Here is a 16419-nt window from a genome sequence, read left to right on the forward strand (position 1 = left end):
GGGGACGGGTTCAGCGGGGTGCGCCAGGGCGCTCGGCGCGCTCCCAGCCAGGGCGGGGGCCTCGGCTGCCGAGGCCGTGGGCGTCACGGGTCCGGTAGACGATGTACGGCCGGGTGAGGTAGCCGAGCGGCGCCGAGAACACGTGGACGAGCCGGGTGAACGGCCACAGCGCGAACAGGCCGAGGGCGCACAGGATGTGCAGCTGGAACGCCAGCGGGACGTGAGCCATGAGCGCCGGGTCGGGCTGGAACGTGAGCAGGCTGCGGATCCACGGGGAGATGGAGCCGCGGTAGTCGTAGGCGTCGCCCAGCAGCTGGAACATCACGGTCGCCGTCGTGCCGAACAGGAGCACCGCGCTCAGAACCACGTACATGAGCTTGTCCATGCGCGTCGTCGCGAGGAACACCGGACCGACGGTGCGCCGTCGGTAGACGAGGATCGCCAGCCCGGCGAGCGTGAGCACGGCCGCGACCGTCCCCCCGAGCGTGGCGACGAGGTGGTAGGCGTGCTCCTGCACACCGACGGCCTCCAGCCAGGCGCGGGGGATCAGCAGCCCGACCACGTGCCCGCCGATCACCATGAGGATCCCGACGTGGAACATGGGCGAGCCGGCCCGCAGCAGGCGCGACTCGTAGACCTGGGACGAGCGGGTGGTCCAGCCGAAGCGGTCGTACCGGTACCGCCACAGGTGGCCGACGACGAACACCGTGCCTGCGAGATAGGGCAGGACCACCCAGAGCAGGATGTCGCGGGTACTCATGCCGGTACCTCCGAGCGGACGGTGGGGAAGGGGAGCAGCGGGGCGGACAGCCCGACGGTCTCGGACGGTGGGCCGGACGAGACGAGCTCGGCGAACCGTGCCGCCGTGGCCTCGTCGACGGCGGGCAGCGTGAGGCAGACCGCGTCGAGGACCTCGGCGTAGGGCGTCTGCACGTGGTGCAGCGCCGAGCGCAGGAGCTCGATCCCGGCGCGGTGGCTGCCGAGCAGGGTGTCCGCCACAGCGCTCTGCTCGTGGGACTGCTCCCGCGACGACAGCTCCAGGACCGTCGGCAGGTAGTCGGGCAGCTCGTCGTCCCGCGGCACCCACCCGCACGCGCGATAGGCCTCGACGAACGTCACCAGCGCCATGCCTCGGCGACGGGTGTCGCCCGCCGCGTAGTAGGTCAGGTACAGGGCGCACCGGCGGCGCAGGTCGAACGTCTCGACGTAGTGGGCCTGCTGGGCGTCCAGGTCGAGCGCGTCGGCCGCGTCGAGGTAGCGCGCGAACGCGGCGGCGACCGGGTCGGACAGGATGCCGGTCGCATCCCGCAGGAGGGCGTGCCGGTCGCGCAGCTCCTGTGTCGGGTACTCCAGCAGCAGGGACGCGGCCATGTGCGCGACGGCGCGCTCCCGTGGGTGCGCGTCGACGGCCTCGAGGAACGGCAGCGACGGGGCTTTGCCGATGCCTGTGCGGCGGCGGCTCATCGGTCCGCCTCCGGGCCCTCGCCGTAGCCCAGGTCTCCGGGCTCCGGGGGGAACAGCCCCGGCGGGGCGCCGTTGCCGTCCCAGTTCAGGAGGTTCACGCGGGCGGGTTGCTCGGCTCCCGCCGGCTTGTCCGCGGTCTGGCGGTTGCGCAGCGCGTGGAACGTCTCCACGGCCGCACGGACCGGTCGTCCCGACGAGGACCCGAACTTCCCCGGACCGCCCATGCCCGGGCCGCCGTCGACGTCGAGCGAGCAGCCTGTGGCGGTCTCCTCCAGCGCCTGCGCGCTCTCGGCGTGCGCGGCGGGGATCACGTAGCGGTCCTCGTACTTGGCGATGGCGAGCAGCCGGTACATCCCCTCGACCTCCTCGGCAGTCATGCCGACCGACGACGCGATCCGTGGGTCCTGCTCGGTGCCGAGGTTGATGTTGCGCATGTGCGCGCGCATGGCCGCGAGCCGCTGCAGGACGGCGGTCACGGGTGCCGTCTCACCTGCGGTGAAGAGCCCGGCCAAGTACTCGACGGGGATGCGCAGCCGGTCGATGGCGGCGAACAGGGTGCGAGCGTCCTCGCCGTCGTTGCCGGAGCCGGTGACGACGTCCACCACGGGCGACAGCGGCGGGATGTACCAGACCATCGGCATGGTGCGGTACTCGGGGTGGAGAGGCAGCGCCACCTGGTAGGTGCTGATGAGCGACCAGATCGGGGAGCGCTGGGCGGCGTCGATCCAGTCGCGGGGGATCCCCTCTCGCTCGGCGCCGGCGATGACGGCCGGGTCGAACGGGTCCAGGATCACGGACCGTTGCGCGTCGAGCAGCTGGGTCGGGTCCTCGACGGAGGCGGCCTCCAGGACCCGGTCGGCGTCGTACAGGACGAGCCCGAGGTACCGCAGCCGGCCGACGCACGTCTCGGAGCAGACCGTGGGCAGCCCGACCTCGAGCCGCGGGTAGCACATCGTGCACTTCTCGGCCTTGCCGGTCTTGTGGTTGAAGTACACCTTCTTGTACGGGCAGCCCGAGACGCACATGCGCCAGCCGCGGCACTGGTCCTGGTCGACGAGCACGATGCCGTCCTCGACCCGCTTGTACATCGCGCCCGACGGGCAGGACGCCACGCACGACGGGTTCAGGCAGTGCTCGCAGATGCGCGGCAGGTAGAACATGAACGCCTGCTCGAGCTCCGCCGTGACGCTCTGGCTCATCTGCTGGAGGATCGGGTCGTCCTGCATCGTCTCCATCGAGCCGCCGAGGTTGTCGTCCCAGTTGGCCGACCAGTGGATCTGCATGGCCTTGCCCGTGAGCAGCGACATCGGCCGGGCGACGGGGGTGTGCTCGCCCTGCGGCGAGGACAGCAGCGCGTCGTACTCGTACGTCCACGGCTCGTAGTAGTCGTCGATCGTCGGCAGCTTCGGGTTGGAGAAGATGTGCGCGAGCTTGCTGAAGCGCCCGCCGGAGCGCAGCTTGAGCCGGCCGCGTGAGTTCCGCACCCAGCCGCCGCCCCAGCGCTCCTGGTCCTCGTACATCCGCGGGTAGCCGACGCCGGGCCGGGTCTCCACGTTGTTGAACCAGACGTACTCGACGCCGGTGCGGTTGGTCCACGCCTGCTTGCACGTCACCGAGCACGTGTGGCACCCGATGCACTTGTCGAGGTTCATCACCATCGACATCTGCGCCATGACCTTCATCGGACGTTCCCTTCGGAGCCGGACATCAGTACGTCACGTCCTGCGAGCGGCGCCGGATCGTCGTGACCTCGTCGCGCTGGTTCCCCGTCGGGCCCAGGTAGTTGAAGGCGAAGGAGAGCTGGGCGTAGCCGCCGACGAGGTGCGACGGCTTGAGCAGGACCCGGGTCAGCGAGTTGTGGATGCCACCACGCAGGCCCGACGTCTCGGACCGGGGGACATCCACCGTGCGGTCCTTGGCGTGGTACATGAACACCGTGCCCTGCGGCATGCGGTGGCTGACGATCGCTCGGGCGACGACGACGCCGTTGCGGTTGTAGGCCTCGACCCACTCGTTGTCACGGACCCCGATCGTCGCGGCGTCCTGCGGTGACATCCAGATCGTCGGACCGCCTCGCGAGAGCGAGAGCATGAACAGGTTGTCCTGGTACTCCGAGTGGATCGACCACTTCGAGTGCGGCGTCAGGTAGCGCACGGTGACCTCCGCGTGGCCCTCGGAACCGGGGGCGCCCGACGGCTCCGTCGAGCCGGGGCGACGGTCGCCGAACAGCCGGCCCAGGTCGAGCGGCGGGCGGTAGACGGGCAGGTTCTCGCCCAGCTCGCTCATCCAGTCGTGGTCGAGGAAGAAGTGCTGCCTGCCCGTGAGGGTGTGCCACGGCTTGAGCTGCTCGACGTTGATCGCGAACGCGGTGTAGCGACGACCGCCGTGCTCGGAGCCGGACCACTCGGGCGACGTGATGACCGGCACGGGCCGGGCCTGCACGTCGGGGAACGTGATGCGCTTGCCCTCGTGCTCGCGCGCGAGCCAGGCGAGCTCGGTGCCGGTCTGCTTCTCGACGTTCTCGAACCCCTGGACCGCGAGACGCCCGTTGGTGGTCCCGGACAGCGCGAGGATCGTCTCGCAGACGTGCTGCGCGGTCGTCAGCCTCGGCCGACCGGCGGCGAACCCGTCCGAGACGACGCCGTTCAACCGGCCCAGCTCGGGGACCTCCTGGTCGGGCATGAACGTCACGCCCTTGGTCACCATGCCGACGCTCGCAGTGAGCGGGCCGAGCGACGTGAGCCGGTCGGCGAGGGTGGTGTAGTCCCGTTCGACGACGACGAGCTTCGGCATCGTCACACCGGGGATGAGGTCCTCGACCGCGTTCACCGTCCCGTGCGGCGTGCTCATCTCGTCGGGGGTGTCGTGCATCAGCGGCACCGCGACGAGGTCCTCGCGCTTGCCGAGGTGCCCGACCGACAGCGCCGAGACGGCCTTCGCCAGGGTCACGAAGATGTCGAAGTCCGTGCGCGTCTGCCACGGCGGTGCGATCGCGGGGTTGAACGAGTGCACGAACGGGTGCATGTCCGTCGTCGACAGGTCGTGCTTCTCGTACCAGGTGGCCGCCGGCAGGACGACGTCCGAGAACAGGGTCGTCGAGGTCATCCGGAAGTCGCTGGTGACGAGCAGGTCGAGCTTGCCGCGCGGGGCCTCGTCGCGCCACGTCATGCTGGCGGGACGCCTCTCCGGACCGGACTCCTCGGCCATCACGGCTGCGCTCGTGCCGAGCAGGTGACGCAGGAAGTACTCGTTGCCCTTGCCGGACGAGCCCAGGATGTTCGCCCGCCAGACCGTCAGCACGCGCGGGAAGTTCACCGGGTCGTCGGGGTCCTCGACGGCGAACTTCAACCGCCCCTCGCGGAGCTCGTCGACGACGTGCGCCGCCGGGTCCTTGCCCGCCGCCCGAGCCTCGTCGACCAGCTCGAGCGGGTTGCGGTTGAACGTCGGGTAGCTGGGCATCCAGCCCCGCTTCGCGGACTCGACCAGGCAGTCGGCGGTGGTCCGGCCGGCGAAGAGGCCCTCGGCGAGCGGGGACGCGAGCGCGTCGGCGGGCAGCCCGTCGTACCGCCACTGGTCCGTGGCGAGGTACCAGAACGCGGTGCCGATCATCTGGCGCGGAGGCCGCACCCAGTCGAGCCCGAACGCGTACTGCGCCCAGCCCGTCACCGGGCGGCACTTCTCCTGACCGACGTAGTGCGCCCACCCGCCGCCGTTGACGCCCTGGCAGCCGGTCATCGTGACGAGGGCCAGGAACGTGCGGTAGATCGTGTCGGAGTGGAACCAGTGGTTGGTCCCCGCCCCCATGAGGATCATCGAGCGGCCGCCCGACACCTCGGCGTTCTGTGCGAACTCGCGGCCGATCCGCTCGGCAGCGGCGGCCGGGACCCCGGTGATCTCCTCCTGCCAGGCCGGCGTCCCTGGAGTGCTGGGGTCGTCGTACCCGGTCGGCCAGGTGCCCGGCAGGCCGTCGCGGCCGACGCCGTACTGGGCGAGCAGCAGGTCGAAGACGGTCGTGACCAGCGTGTCGCCGAGGCGCCGCACGGGCACACCACGACGGACGACGCCCGCCCCGCCGGTGTGCTCGCTCCCGGCCACGTCGAAGCGGGGCAGGTCGACCGCGACGGCGGACCCGTCATGGGAGTCCAGGTCGGCGATCGACATCACCGGCTTGATCGTGCCGAGGTCGAGGTTCCACGACCCGGCCTTCTCCGGGTCGAACCGGTGTCCGAGCGAGCCGTTGGGGACGCGCGGCGACCCGTCCTCGTCGAGCACCACGGTCATGAACGCGGCGTCCCGGCCGTGCGTGTCCCGAGGGGTGCCGTCGGCGCCGGCGACCGGGCCGTCGAGCGCGTCGGCAGTGAGGAACTTGTCGGGCACCCACGCGTCGCCGCGCCGGCGCAGGGTGATCAGGTGGGTCGCGTCGGTGAACCTGGACATGTAGTCCGCGAACCGCTCGGTGCGTCGCTCGACGAGGAACTCCCGCAGGACCACGTGGCCCATGGCCAGCGCAAGCGCGCCGTCGGTGCCGGGGTGCGGTGCGAGCCACTCGTCGGCGAACTTCGTGTTGTCCGCGTAGTCCGGGGAGACGGTCACGACCTTCTGGCCGCGGTAGCGCGCCTCGGTCATGAAGTGCGCGTCCGGCGTGCGGGTCACCGGCACGTTCGAGCCCCACATCATGAGGTAGCTCGCGTTCCACCAGTCCGCCGACTCGGGGACGTCCGTCTGGTCGCCGAAGACCTGCGGGGACGCGACGGGCAGGTCCGCGTACCAGTCGTAGAACGACAGCATCGTGCCGCCGAGCATCGAGACGAACCGGGCGCCCGAACCGTGCGACACCATCGACATCGCAGGGATCGGAGAGAAGCCCGCGACGCGGTCGGGGCCGTAGGTCTTGATCGTGTGCACGTGGGCCGCCGCGACGATCTCCGCGGCCTCCTCCCAGGTGGCGCGGACGAGCCCGCCCTTGCCACGGGCCGACTTGTACGAGCGCGCGGTCTCGGGGTCGCCGGTGACCTCCGCCCAGGCGAGCACCGGGTCGCCCGTGCGCTCCTTCGCTGCGCGGTACGCCCGCAGGAGCGCACCGCGGACGTAGGGGTACCGGACCCGCGTGGGGGAGTACGTGTACCAGGAGAACGCCGCGCCGCGGGGGCAGCCGCGCGGCTCGTACTCGGGGGAGTCCGGCCCGACGGACGGGTAGTCGGTCTGCTGCGTCTCCCACGTGATGATGCCGTCCTTGACGTACACCTTCCACGAGCAGGACCCCGTGCAGTTCACGCCGTGCGTCGAGCGGACGACCTTGTCGTGCGACCACCGGTCCCGGTAGAACGCGTCGCCCGACCGCCCGCCCTCGAGGAAGAGGGCGCGCAGGTCGGGCGAGACCGTACCCGGGCGGAGCGCGGAGCCGAGACGCAGCAGGACGTCGACGGCGGGGTTGTCGGTACCGGGGGTGGTCACCACGTACTCCTCGAGTAGATCAGCACGGGCGGGGAGCTCCGGGCCGGGCGTACTGGCGCCAGACGAGCAGCGTGCAGAGGGCGAAGTAGACCGCCGCCCCGATGAAGAACGCCTGCGGTGCCACGAGCGAGAGGCCGACACCGACGAGGAACGGACCGAAGGCCGCGATCGCGGACGTGAACCCGATGACGCCGCCGGCGCGACGCCGGTCGAAGATCATCGGCATCTGCTTGAACGTGCCGGCGTTCCCGATCCCGGCGAACGTGAAGATCGCGAGCATCCCGCCGAGGAAGAGCCCGAACGTGCTGGTGTCGGTCGGGTCGAGGTAGAAGGCGGTGAACACGGTCGCGACCGTCATGCCGATCCCGGCGACGAACGACCAGATCGCACCGCCGAACTTGTCGCAGAGGGGTCCCCACGCCGCGCGGGTGATCGAGCCGAGGAGCGGGCCCAGGAAGACGTACTTGAGCGGGTCGGGCGCGCCCTCCATGCCCGCGTACATGTTCTTGATCAGCAGGCCGAGCTGGGCGGCGAAGCCGGAGAAGGCGCCGAACGTCATCACGTAGACGGCCGTCATGTACCAGGTGTGCCGCTCGTTGAAGATGTCGAGCTGCTCCCGGAAGTTCGCCTTCACCGGCACCCGGCGGAGCCAGATCGCGGCCATCACGGCGCCGAGGATCACCCACGGGATGAGCACCAGTCCGGCGTTGTGCAACCAGATCGACGAGCCGTCCTCGCGCTGCTGAGGCGTGAGCGCGGCGGTGCCGAGCAGCCCGAAGCCGACGACCCACGGCACGAGGAGCTGGATCAGGCTGACGCCGAAGTTGCCGATCCCCGCCTGGAGCCCCAACGCTGTCCCGGCCATCCGGCGTGGGAAGAAGTAGCTGGTCGACGGCATGAACCCGGCGAACGCGCCACCGCCGATGCCGGACGCCGCCGCCAGCAGCAGGAGCATCGCGTAGGGCGTGGTCGTGTCGCGCACGGCGAGGACCCAGCCGACCATCGGCAGCAGCAGGAGGGTTGCGGACCCGCCGACGAGGGTGCGGGTGCCCAGCACCGGCGGCAGGAACATGTAGATCAGCCGGGCGGTGCCGGCTGCGAGACCCGGGATCGCGACGAGCCAGTAGAGCTGGCCCTTCGTCAGGTCGTACCCGATGTCGTTGAGCCGCGGCGCGACGGCGCTGACGAGGTACCAGACCGCGAACGCGAGCATGAGGTTGTACGTCGTGATCCAGAGCGTCCGCCACGCCAGGCGCTTGTCCCACGTGTCAGCGTTCTCCGGGTCCCAGTGCGACAGATCTGGCGTGCGCAGGGCGAGGGTGGACATCAGGACCTCCCGCTGGTGCTGGTCGTCGGCCCGTCATCGGGCCTGCGACGAGCATCCGTGCGGGGATGTCCGGGAGTCGCGTGAAAACACCGTGGAAAACCCGTTCGGGTCACGCATCGGGGAGGTCGGGCCTGTGGTTCAGCTGGAGGATGCAGTGCTCCGGCCCGACGAACGGCAGAAGCCGTCCTGCCGCGACCGGCCCCGGGACGGTGTCGAGGACACCCTGCGCGAGCCCGAGGTGCACGTGGCAGACGACCTCGGGCCGCGCACGCGCCAGGTCCAGGAACGGGCAGCGGTAGAGGTGGAACGCCATCTGCGAGCGGTCCAGCTCAGGGTCGAAGCCGAGCCGGTCCAGGTGCGCCTCGAGCGCGTCGATCTGCCGGTCGGACCCGGTCGCGTCCGCCGCGTCCGCCGCGTCCGCCGCGGACGCCCGAGGCTCGGGCCGGATTGCCGGGTCGTCGAGCAGTGCCCGACCTGCGGCCTCGGCAGCCTCCGTCGTCGACGCGACCTCCCGCCCATAGCCCTCGAGCAGGACCCGGGTCAGCGCGACGCGGGCGATCGACTCCTCGATCCGGCGGGTCGCGTCGGGGTCCGCGCGGACGTCGTCGGCAGAGACCAGGCGGTAGACCATCCGTGGCCGGCCGCGCTCCGTGCGGTGCTCCGGCTCGCGCCGGGCGTACCCGTCCGCGACGAGCCGTTGGAGGTGCTCGCGCGTCGTGTTCTCGTGCAGCCCGGTCGCCGAGGCGAGCTCGCTGATGGTGTGCTCGGCCCCGTCCTGCAGGAGGTGCAGGAGGTCCACGCGGCTGCCCGACGCGAGGGTGCGCGCTGCCGCGGTGCGCCGGATGGACATGGGTCGAGCGTAGGTCGGCGACCCCGCGGCACGACCGGGACTTCCGCCCCTAGTTGTGGCGACGCGCCTCGCCCACGCTGGCATCGTGAAAATAGGGCAGGTCGCCGTGGAAAACCGGTTCGGGGCGCCGGTGCGGCTCGTGTTCCTGATTCCCGCAGGTGTTGCGCTGCTGGCCGGTCTCGACGCCGCGCTGACGCTGCTCGGGCTGCCCGCTCCGGTCCGGCTCGACCGGCTGCCCGCCGTCCACGGTCAGCTCATGGTGCTGGGCTTCGTCGGCACGCTGGTCGCGCTCGAACGCGCCGTCGCCGTGGGCCGACGGTCCGCGTACCTGGCGCCCGCGCTGCTCGGCGCGGGCGCGGTCGCGCTGCTGAGCCCGGCGCCGCTCGTCGTCGGTCGCGTCCTGCAGCTCGGCGGGACGGTGGCGCTGCTCGCGCTCTACCGCGCGGTCTGGCGTCGACAGGCCGCGCGCGCCGTCGCGGTGCAGGCGGCTGGCGCGTTCGCCGCCGTCGGGGCGGCGCTGCTCGCCTGTGCAGGAGTCCCTGTCCCGGTGCTGGCGCCGTGGTTGGTGGTCTTCCTCGTGCTCACGGTCGCCGGGGAGCGTCTCGAGCTCATGCGCGTCGCGGCCCCTCCGACGTCCGTCGAGGTCACGCTCCTCGGGACGGCTCTCGCCCTCCTCGCGGGCGCGGCGATCGCCCTCCTGTCCCCGCGACTGGGTGGGGCGGTGCTCGGGGTGTCGCTGCTCGTGCTGTCGGCGCTGCTGCTGCGGCACGACGTCGCACGCCGGACCGTCCGCGCCGACGGGCAGCGGCGGTTCATGGCGGTGGCGATGCTCGCCGGCTTCGGCTGGTTGGCCGTGGCCGGGGGGATCTGGCTCACCATGGGCACGGTGGTCGCGGGTCCGGGGTACGACGCCGTGCTGCACGCCGTGTTCCTCGGGTTCGTGATCTCCATGGTCATGGCGCACGCGCCGGTGATCCTCCCGGCGGTGATCCGACGACCGCTGCCCTACCGGCCGCTCATGTACGGGCCGCTGGTCCTGCTGCACGCGTCCCTGGCCGTGCGGCTGCTCGTCGGTGACGCGTGGGCGGTGGGGCCGGCCGTCCAGGCCGGTGGGGTCGCGAACATCGTCGCGGTGCTCGGGTTCCTCGGGGTGGCGGTCGGGAGCATCGTCGTCGCGCGACGGCCGCCCCGGGCCGCCGTGCCGCACGTCGCCGTCGCGGCGGTGACCTCGTGACCCGCGCCTCGTGGCACCTGCGCGCGAACGCGCTGGCGGTCGCGTGGATGGTGGCGGCCGTCGCGCTCGCTCTTGGGCACCGGTCCGTTCCCGCGGCTCCGTGGCTGCTCGTGCACCTGCTCCTGCTCGGCAGCGCCGGCAGCGCGATCCTCGTGTGGAGCCAGCACTTCGCCGACACGCTGCTGCGCTGCCCGGCTCCCGGCGGTCGGCCCGGTCACACGGTGCGTCTCGTCGCGCACACCGTCGGGACGCTCGCGGTCGCGGTCGGCGTCGCGGCGTCGCTGACGCCTCCGATCGTCGTCGGGGCGGTCCTCGTCGCCGGCGCCGCGTTCGCTCAGGTGCTCGTCATGGTCGTGCAGCGACGCTCCGCCCTCCCGTCGCGGTTCGGGCACGCGGTGCGGTACTACGTGGCCGCGGGGCTGCTGCTCCCGGTGGGGGTCGCGCTCGGGGTCGCGATGGCGCACGGACGCGTTCCAGAGAGCGTGCACGGACGCCTGTACGTCGGTCACGTGACGCTCCTCCTGCTCGGCTGGGTGGGCCTCACGGTGCTCGGGACGCTCCTGGTCCTGTGGCCGACCGTGCTGCACGTTCGGATCGAACCGGCCGACGAGCGCGCCGGGCGGCACGCTCTGCCCGTGGTCCTCGTGGGGCTGGGGATCCTCGCGGCAGGGCCGGTCACGTCCTGGCGGCCGCTCGTCGCGGTCGGTGCCGCGACCGTCGCCGGCGGCATCCTCGTCGTGGTGCACGCCATGGTTCGGCAGGCCCGTTCGGCCCCGCCGCGCACCTACGCGGGGTGGAGCCTCGCGGCGAGCGTGGCGTGGTTCGCCGTCAGCGCCCTGGCGCTCGCCGTGATCGTGGTCGGCGCGCCTGGCTGGGCGGTCGTCCCGGAGCGACTGGCGGTGCTCGTGGCACCGTTCGCGGTCGGGTTCGTGGCACAGGTGCTCGTCGGGTCGCTGTCGTACCTCGTACCGGTCGTGCTCGGCGGTGGCCCTTCCATGGCGCGCCGGACGGCCGCCGAGCTCGACCGCGGGGCCGTCGTCCGGCTCGTTCTCGTCAACGGTGGCCTTGTCGTGTTCGTCGCGCCGGTGCCCAGCGCCGTCCGGGTCGCCGCGTCGTTCGTCGTGCTCGGGGCGCTCACGTCGTTCCTCGTCCTGCTGACGCGCGCCGTCCTGGTCTGGCGGAAACCGGCGGCGGTCGAGCCGGCGACGCCGGTCCCCGCGCGGAGCGGGGCAGCTGTCGTCGCGGTCGGCTGCCTCGTGCTCGCCGTCGCGCTCGGCGTCGCGGTCGACCCGCCCGCGGCGGGCATCGGCACGGTCGCGGCCGGTGACCAGGCGGTGGCGACGGGTCGGACGACGACCGTCCAGCTGCGGGCCGAGTCCATGCGGTTCAGCCCTGCCGTGGTGTCGGTGCCGCGGGGTGACCGCCTGGTCATCGAGGTGACGAACGCCGACGACGACGTGCACGAGCTCACGATCGAGACGGGCGCGACCACCGGTCGGCTGGCGCCTGGGGAGCGCGCATCCGTCGACGTGGGCGTCGTCGGCACCTCGCTGGACGGCTGGTGCCCCGTGGCGGGGCATCGCCTCATGGGGATGACGCTGCGGATCGACGTCGACGGCGAGCACGCTGCCGCCGCGACCGACGCGCACGCGACCGACGCGCACGCGACCGGCCTGCACGGGTCCATGCCCGGCATGGACGGGCCCACGGATGGTCCGACCGGGTCGGACCGGACCACGCCGAGCGCCGCCGACGCCCTTGATCTCATGGCGACCCCGGACGCCGGCGTCATGGCGCACGACGCGACACCGCCCGCGCCCGCCCCCGGACCGACGACCCACCGCAGGACTCTGACGGTTCGTGAGGTCGAGCGGGAGGTGGCCCCAGGCGTGCGGCAGCGGCTGTGGACCTTCGACGGCCAGGCGCCCGGGCCGGTGCTGCGTGGCGCGGTCGGCGACAGGTTCGAGATCACGCTGGTCAACGACGGGTCGATCGGCCACTCGATCGACTTCCACGCGGGCGCGCTCGCCCCCGACGACGTCATGCGGACCATCCAGCCCGGCGCGTCGCTGACCTACGCGTTCACCGCGACGCGCAGCGGCATCTGGATGTATCACTGCTCGACCATGCCGATGTCCCTGCACATCGCCAACGGCATGTTCGGGGCGGTCATCGTCGACCCGCCCGGCCTGCCGGTCGTCGACCGCGAGTACGTCCTCGTGCAGTCCGAGCTCTACCTCGGCGCCCAGGGCGGCATCGCGGACGCCGCGAAGGTCGACGCCGGCACCCCGGACCTCGTCGTCTTCAACGGGTACGCGAACCAGTACCGCGACCGCCCGCTGCGCGCCGTGGCCGGGGAACGCGTCCGGCTCTGGGTGCTCGACGCGGGACCGGGCAGACCGAGCTCCTTCCACGTGGTCGGCGCCCAGTTCGACACCGCGTACCGCGAGGGTGACTGGCTGCTGCACGACGGCGGCTCGACCGGGACCGGCGGCTCGCAGGTGCTGTCCCTGGCGCCCGCCGAGGGCGGGTTCGTCGAGCTCACGTTCCCGGCCGCGGGGACCTACCCGTTCGTCTCGCACGTCATGCAGGACGCCCAGTCGGGGGCGATGGGACGGTTCGTCGTGAACTAGGCGGAGAGCTCGCGCGGGAAGACGATCACGTCGACCAGGGCGCCGTTGCGCCAGACGGTGATCTCGATCCGGCGGTCGATCGCGTCCTCGACCATGAGCTTCTGCACGGCCGTCGTCGTGACCACGCGGTTGCCGTCCAGCTCGACCACCATGTCGCCGCGGTGCAGACCGGCGAGCGCGGCGGGGGATCCGGGTGAGACGCCCGCGACCATCAGGCCGGTGGGGGAGCCCAGGCGCTCCGCGAGGTGCGGCGGCAGGGGCGCCTGCGTGCCGGCGATGCCGAGCCAGGCCCGACGGACGCGGCCACGGGTCATGAGCGTGGTGATGATGTCGCGCGTCGTGGCGTTGATCGGCACGGCCAGCCCGACGCCGATCCCCGCGACCGCCGTGTTGACGCCGACCATCCGGCCGGCGCTGTCGGCGAGGACGCCGCCGCTGTTCCCCGGGTTGAGCGCGGCGTCCGTCTGGACCACCTCGTCGATGACGCGTCCCGACCCTGTGGGCAGGGAGCGCCCGAGCGCGGACACGATGCCCGCGGTCACGCTGCCGGCCAGGCCCAGCGGGTTCCCGAGCGCGATGACGAGCTGGCCGACGCGCAGGGCGGCTGCGTCGCCGAAGGGCACCGGCGGGGGCGTGTCGCCGCGGGCGTGCAGCACGGCGAGGTCCGAGAGCGGGTCGCGACCCACGACGTCGGCGCGGACCGTCGTCCCGTCGGCGAAGGAGGCTTCGGCGACGGCGGCACCCGACACGACGTGTGCGCTGGTCAGGAGGTAGCCGTCGGCCGTGATGACGCTCGCGCTGCCGGCCCCGCCGCCCTGCGCCGTCCGGACGCTCAGGCTCGCGACGCTCGGCAGCACCTTCTCCGCCACCGAGACCACGGCCCGGGAGTAGGCGTCGAGAGCCTCGTCATCCGTCATGGCACGTACAGCGGTGCGCCCCACGCGGATATGCCGGTGTTCGCCAGGGGCGTCACTTCTGCTGGCGACGCGGGTCGACCCACATGGACGGGCGCAGCTCGGCGGGGCTGCCGGGGCCGGCGAACTGCGACGCGATCTCCACCGCTCGCTCGTGGCTCTCGACGTCGATGTGGAAGAAGCCCGCCAGCTGTTCGGCGGTCTCGGTGAACGGGCCCTCGGTCGCGTCGCTGCGCCAGCGGAACACCGTGCTCGTCGACGGTGCTGCGAGGGCCTCAGCGTCGACCAGCTCGCCGCGGGTCTGCATCTCGTCGAAGAGGAGGTCGAACCGGCGATCCAGCTCGGCGTGCTCGTCTGCGGACAGAGCCTTGCCCTCAGCGGTGAAGCGCGCAGTCGGGTGGTCCCACGGCTCCGGGTTGGCGTGGATGAGGATGACGTACTTCATGGCGGTCTCCTTCGTCGGTCCGGTGCCTCCATGACGTCGGGGCTCGCCGTCTCTCGACATCCTGCGCCGCACGAACGAAACGGGCCCGTCACACGCAGCATGCACGATGGCGGCCATGCGGCTCCTCGTGCACAACGCGCTGGTCCTCCCTGTGTCCGACGCGGGTCCGTCGTGGTTCGCCGGGTGGTTGCTCGTCGGCGACGACGGTCGGATCGAGGCCCTGGGCCCGGGGGAGCCCGACGAGTCCCTGGTGGCGCGCAGCGACGGCGGCGGGCTGCGGCTGCTCGACGTCGGGGGCGCGATGGTGGCGCCGGGGTTCGTGTCCGCCCACTCGCACCTGTTCACCTCGGGGATGCGCGGCATCTCACCCGGCTCGACGCTCTACCCGTGGGTGATGTCGATGGTCGAGGTGCTCGACAAGTGCGAGCCGGACGACCTGTACTGGTCGACCCTGCACGGCGCGCTGGACTTCCTGGCGAACGGCGTGACCAGCGCCTACAACTTCATGCACCCGCGCGTGACCTGGCGCTACGACCCGGTGACGGCGTCCCCGGTGCTCGGGCGGATCGCGCCCGTGGAGTTCGCGACGAGGCAGATCGACGGTGCGGCCGATGCCGGTCTGCGGGTCATGAACGCGATCAGGCTCAACGACGAGGCCGGTCCGGAGGACGAGGTCGTCGGGGTGTTCGCCGACATGGTCGCGGAGTCCTGTGCGCGCACGCCGGCCGCGCAGCACCTCGGGGCGTCCGTGATGGGCGCCGTGCAGTGGGCGTCCGCGCCGCGGTCGGCCGAGCTCGAGGTGGCGATGATGCGGACGCACGGGATCGGCAACCAGGCGCACTTCGTCGAGACCGCCGAAGGCATCGAGACGCAGCGGGAGAAGTTCGCCTGGTACGACGCCGCCGGCGCCTTCGGCCCGTCGTTCCTCTTCGGCCACTTCGTGCACCCGACCGACGCGATGGTGTCCCGGGCCGCCGAGACGGGCTGCGGCGTCGTCTGGCAGGCGACGTCGAACGGTCGGCTCGGGTCCGGGTTCGCCGACGTCGTGCGGCTCCAGCGGGCCGGGATCCCCGTCGGGATGGGGCTCGACGACCAGTCGTGCACCGACATCTCCGACCCCTGGGGCAACATGCGCATCGGGCTCTACACCACCCGCGCGATGTACACCGACGCCTCGGTGATGATGCCCGCCGACGTCCTTCGTCTGCACACTCTCGGGTCCGCCGAGGTGCTCGGTGTCGCGGACCGCGTCGGGTCGCTGGAGGTCGGCAAGATGGCGGACTTCCTCGTCGTCGACCACCGCGCTCCCGACACCGGGCCCGTGTGGGACGTGCTCGCCACCTACGTGATGGCCTGCGGGCTGCGGAACCTGTCGCACGTGTACGTCGGAGGAGTGCTGGTGAGCGAGGGCGGCCGGTCGACGTCGCCGCTCGCGGCCCGGGCGTCCGGAGAGCTCCGGTCGCGGATGACGGCCGCCGCCGCACGGTGGGGTCGCGAGCTGCCGCTGACGTCGATCGAGGCGGAGTGACGGGCGTGTCAGGTGTCCTCGTCGCGACCGTGGTGCAGGTCGCCGCACTCGACCTCCGCGACGCCGTGCGTCCTCAGGTACGGGCGGGCGCCGCGGTCGCCCTCGAGCGCGTCGCTCAGCGCCTGCCAGTGGTCCGCGCCGACGAGGACCGGGTGGCCTGGGCGGCCGTCGTAGGTCGCCTGACGCAGGGCGACCCGCAGGCTGCTCGTCGAGGGGGAAAGGACGCGGTCCACGACGGTGGCCGGGGTGCCTGGCAGGTCGACGAGCGTGATCAGTGCCGCATCGCCGGTGGCGTGCCTCAGCCCTTCCCGCAGGGACGCACCCATGCCCTGCGCCCAGTCGATCGCCGTGCGGATCTCGATGCGCGGGTCGGGCGAGAGCCGTCCCCGCGCTTCGTCGGCGCCCGCGCCGAGCACGACCACGACCCGCTCGCAGCCCGCCTCCAGGAGCAGCCGCGTCGCCCCGTCGAGCCAGCCGGGCACGAGGGCCTTCGGGCCGCCGCGGCGAGTTCCCGCGCCTGCGGCGAGCACGATCCCGCTGATCACTGGCACGCCCCGTACCGTGCCACGA

At 72.2% G+C, this 16419-nt stretch carries 12 protein-coding genes; 3 read left to right on the plus strand and 9 right to left on the minus strand.

What is annotated here, in order from left to right; genetic code table 11:
• Positions 1–10 precede the first annotated feature (10 nt).
• The 6 genes from narI to I847_RS22280 all read right to left on the minus strand — a co-directional run bounded on the left by narI (position 11) and on the right by I847_RS22280 (position 9095).
• On the minus strand, positions 11–760 hold the full coding sequence (gene narI, locus I847_RS0106405; protein ID WP_028049037.1) for a respiratory nitrate reductase subunit gamma: 750 nt from the start codon (positions 758–760) through the stop codon (positions 11–13).
• Positions 757–1464: a nitrate reductase molybdenum cofactor assembly chaperone gene (gene narJ, locus I847_RS0106410; protein WP_028049038.1), complete on the minus strand. Its 708-nt coding sequence runs from the start codon at positions 1462–1464 to the stop codon at positions 757–759. Before narJ ends, narI begins: the two co-directional genes overlap by 4 nt.
• Complete coding sequence (narH, locus tag I847_RS0106415; RefSeq protein ID WP_028049039.1) at positions 1461–3146, minus strand: nitrate reductase subunit beta; 1686 nt, start codon at positions 3144–3146, stop codon at positions 1461–1463. Before narH ends, narJ begins: the two co-directional genes overlap by 4 nt.
• A gap of 25 nt (positions 3147–3171) precedes the next feature.
• On the minus strand, positions 3172–6918 hold the full coding sequence (locus tag I847_RS0106420; protein ID WP_196804496.1) for a nitrate reductase subunit alpha: 3747 nt from the start codon (positions 6916–6918) through the stop codon (positions 3172–3174).
• A 19-nt stretch (positions 6919–6937) separates the two neighbouring features.
• Positions 6938–8245: an MFS transporter gene (locus tag I847_RS0106425; RefSeq protein ID WP_028049041.1), complete on the minus strand. Its 1308-nt coding sequence runs from the start codon at positions 8243–8245 to the stop codon at positions 6938–6940.
• Positions 8246–8354: 109 nt separating this feature from the next.
• On the minus strand, positions 8355–9095 hold the full coding sequence (locus I847_RS22280) for a metalloregulator ArsR/SmtB family transcription factor (RefSeq protein ID WP_034609310.1): 741 nt from the start codon (positions 9093–9095) through the stop codon (positions 8355–8357).
• An 85-nt stretch (positions 9096–9180) separates the two neighbouring features.
• Between I847_RS22280 and I847_RS22285 the strand changes: the two genes are divergently transcribed.
• Together I847_RS22285 and I847_RS0106440 are read left to right on the plus strand one after the other, a co-directional pair.
• On the plus strand, positions 9181–10329 hold the full coding sequence (locus I847_RS22285) for a hypothetical protein (protein ID WP_231384113.1): 1149 nt from the start codon (positions 9181–9183) through the stop codon (positions 10327–10329).
• Entirely contained in the window at positions 10326–12962 is a 2637-nt protein-coding gene (locus I847_RS0106440) for a multicopper oxidase domain-containing protein (protein WP_028049042.1), read from the plus strand. Before I847_RS22285 ends, I847_RS0106440 begins: the two co-directional genes overlap by 4 nt.
• Here the strand turns inward: I847_RS0106440 and I847_RS0106445 are convergent.
• Complete coding sequence (locus tag I847_RS0106445; protein ID WP_028049043.1) at positions 12959–13879, minus strand: S1C family serine protease; 921 nt, start codon at positions 13877–13879, stop codon at positions 12959–12961. The genes I847_RS0106440 and I847_RS0106445 overlap by 4 nt on opposite strands.
• Before the next feature lie 52 nt (positions 13880–13931).
• Positions 13932–14321, minus strand: coding sequence for a YciI family protein (locus I847_RS0106450; protein ID WP_028049044.1), 390 nt, complete (start codon positions 14319–14321; stop codon positions 13932–13934).
• A gap of 115 nt (positions 14322–14436) precedes the next feature.
• On the opposite strand from I847_RS0106450, the gene I847_RS22290 reads away from it, so the two are divergent.
• Positions 14437–15849, plus strand: coding sequence for an amidohydrolase family protein (locus I847_RS22290; RefSeq protein WP_051274536.1), 1413 nt, complete (start codon positions 14437–14439; stop codon positions 15847–15849).
• Positions 15850–15857: 8 nt separating this feature from the next.
• On the opposite strand, the gene I847_RS0106460 is transcribed toward I847_RS22290, so the two are convergent.
• On the minus strand, positions 15858–16400 hold the full coding sequence (locus I847_RS0106460) for an NTP transferase domain-containing protein (protein ID WP_196804497.1): 543 nt from the start codon (positions 16398–16400) through the stop codon (positions 15858–15860).
• Positions 16401–16419 lie beyond the last annotated feature (19 nt).

It is taken from the genome of Cellulomonas sp. URHD0024 (assembly GCF_000426185.1).
GTDB lineage: Bacteria > Actinomycetota > Actinomycetes > Actinomycetales > Cellulomonadaceae > Cellulomonas.

Excerpts from the sequence above, each read along its gene's own strand:
- narI (WP_028049037.1), bottom strand. The coding sequence starts at position 760 with ATGAGTACCCGCGACATCCTGCTCTGGGTGGTCCTGCCCTATCTCGCA.
- narJ (WP_028049038.1), bottom strand. The coding sequence starts at position 1,464 with ATGAGCCGCCGCCGCACAGGCATCGGCAAAGCCCCGTCGCTGCCGTTC.
- narH (WP_028049039.1), bottom strand. The coding sequence starts at position 3,146 with ATGAAGGTCATGGCGCAGATGTCGATGGTGATGAACCTCGACAAGTGC.
- I847_RS0106425 (WP_028049041.1), bottom strand. The coding sequence starts at position 8,245 with ATGTCCACCCTCGCCCTGCGCACGCCAGATCTGTCGCACTGGGACCCG.
- I847_RS22280 (WP_034609310.1), bottom strand. The coding sequence starts at position 9,095 with ATGTCCATCCGGCGCACCGCGGCAGCGCGCACCCTCGCGTCGGGCAGC.
- I847_RS0106445 (WP_028049043.1), bottom strand. The coding sequence starts at position 13,879 with ATGACGGATGACGAGGCTCTCGACGCCTACTCCCGGGCCGTGGTCTCG.
- I847_RS0106450 (WP_028049044.1), bottom strand. The coding sequence starts at position 14,321 with ATGAAGTACGTCATCCTCATCCACGCCAACCCGGAGCCGTGGGACCAC.
- I847_RS22290 (WP_051274536.1), top strand. The coding sequence starts at position 14,437 with ATGCGGCTCCTCGTGCACAACGCGCTGGTCCTCCCTGTGTCCGACGCG.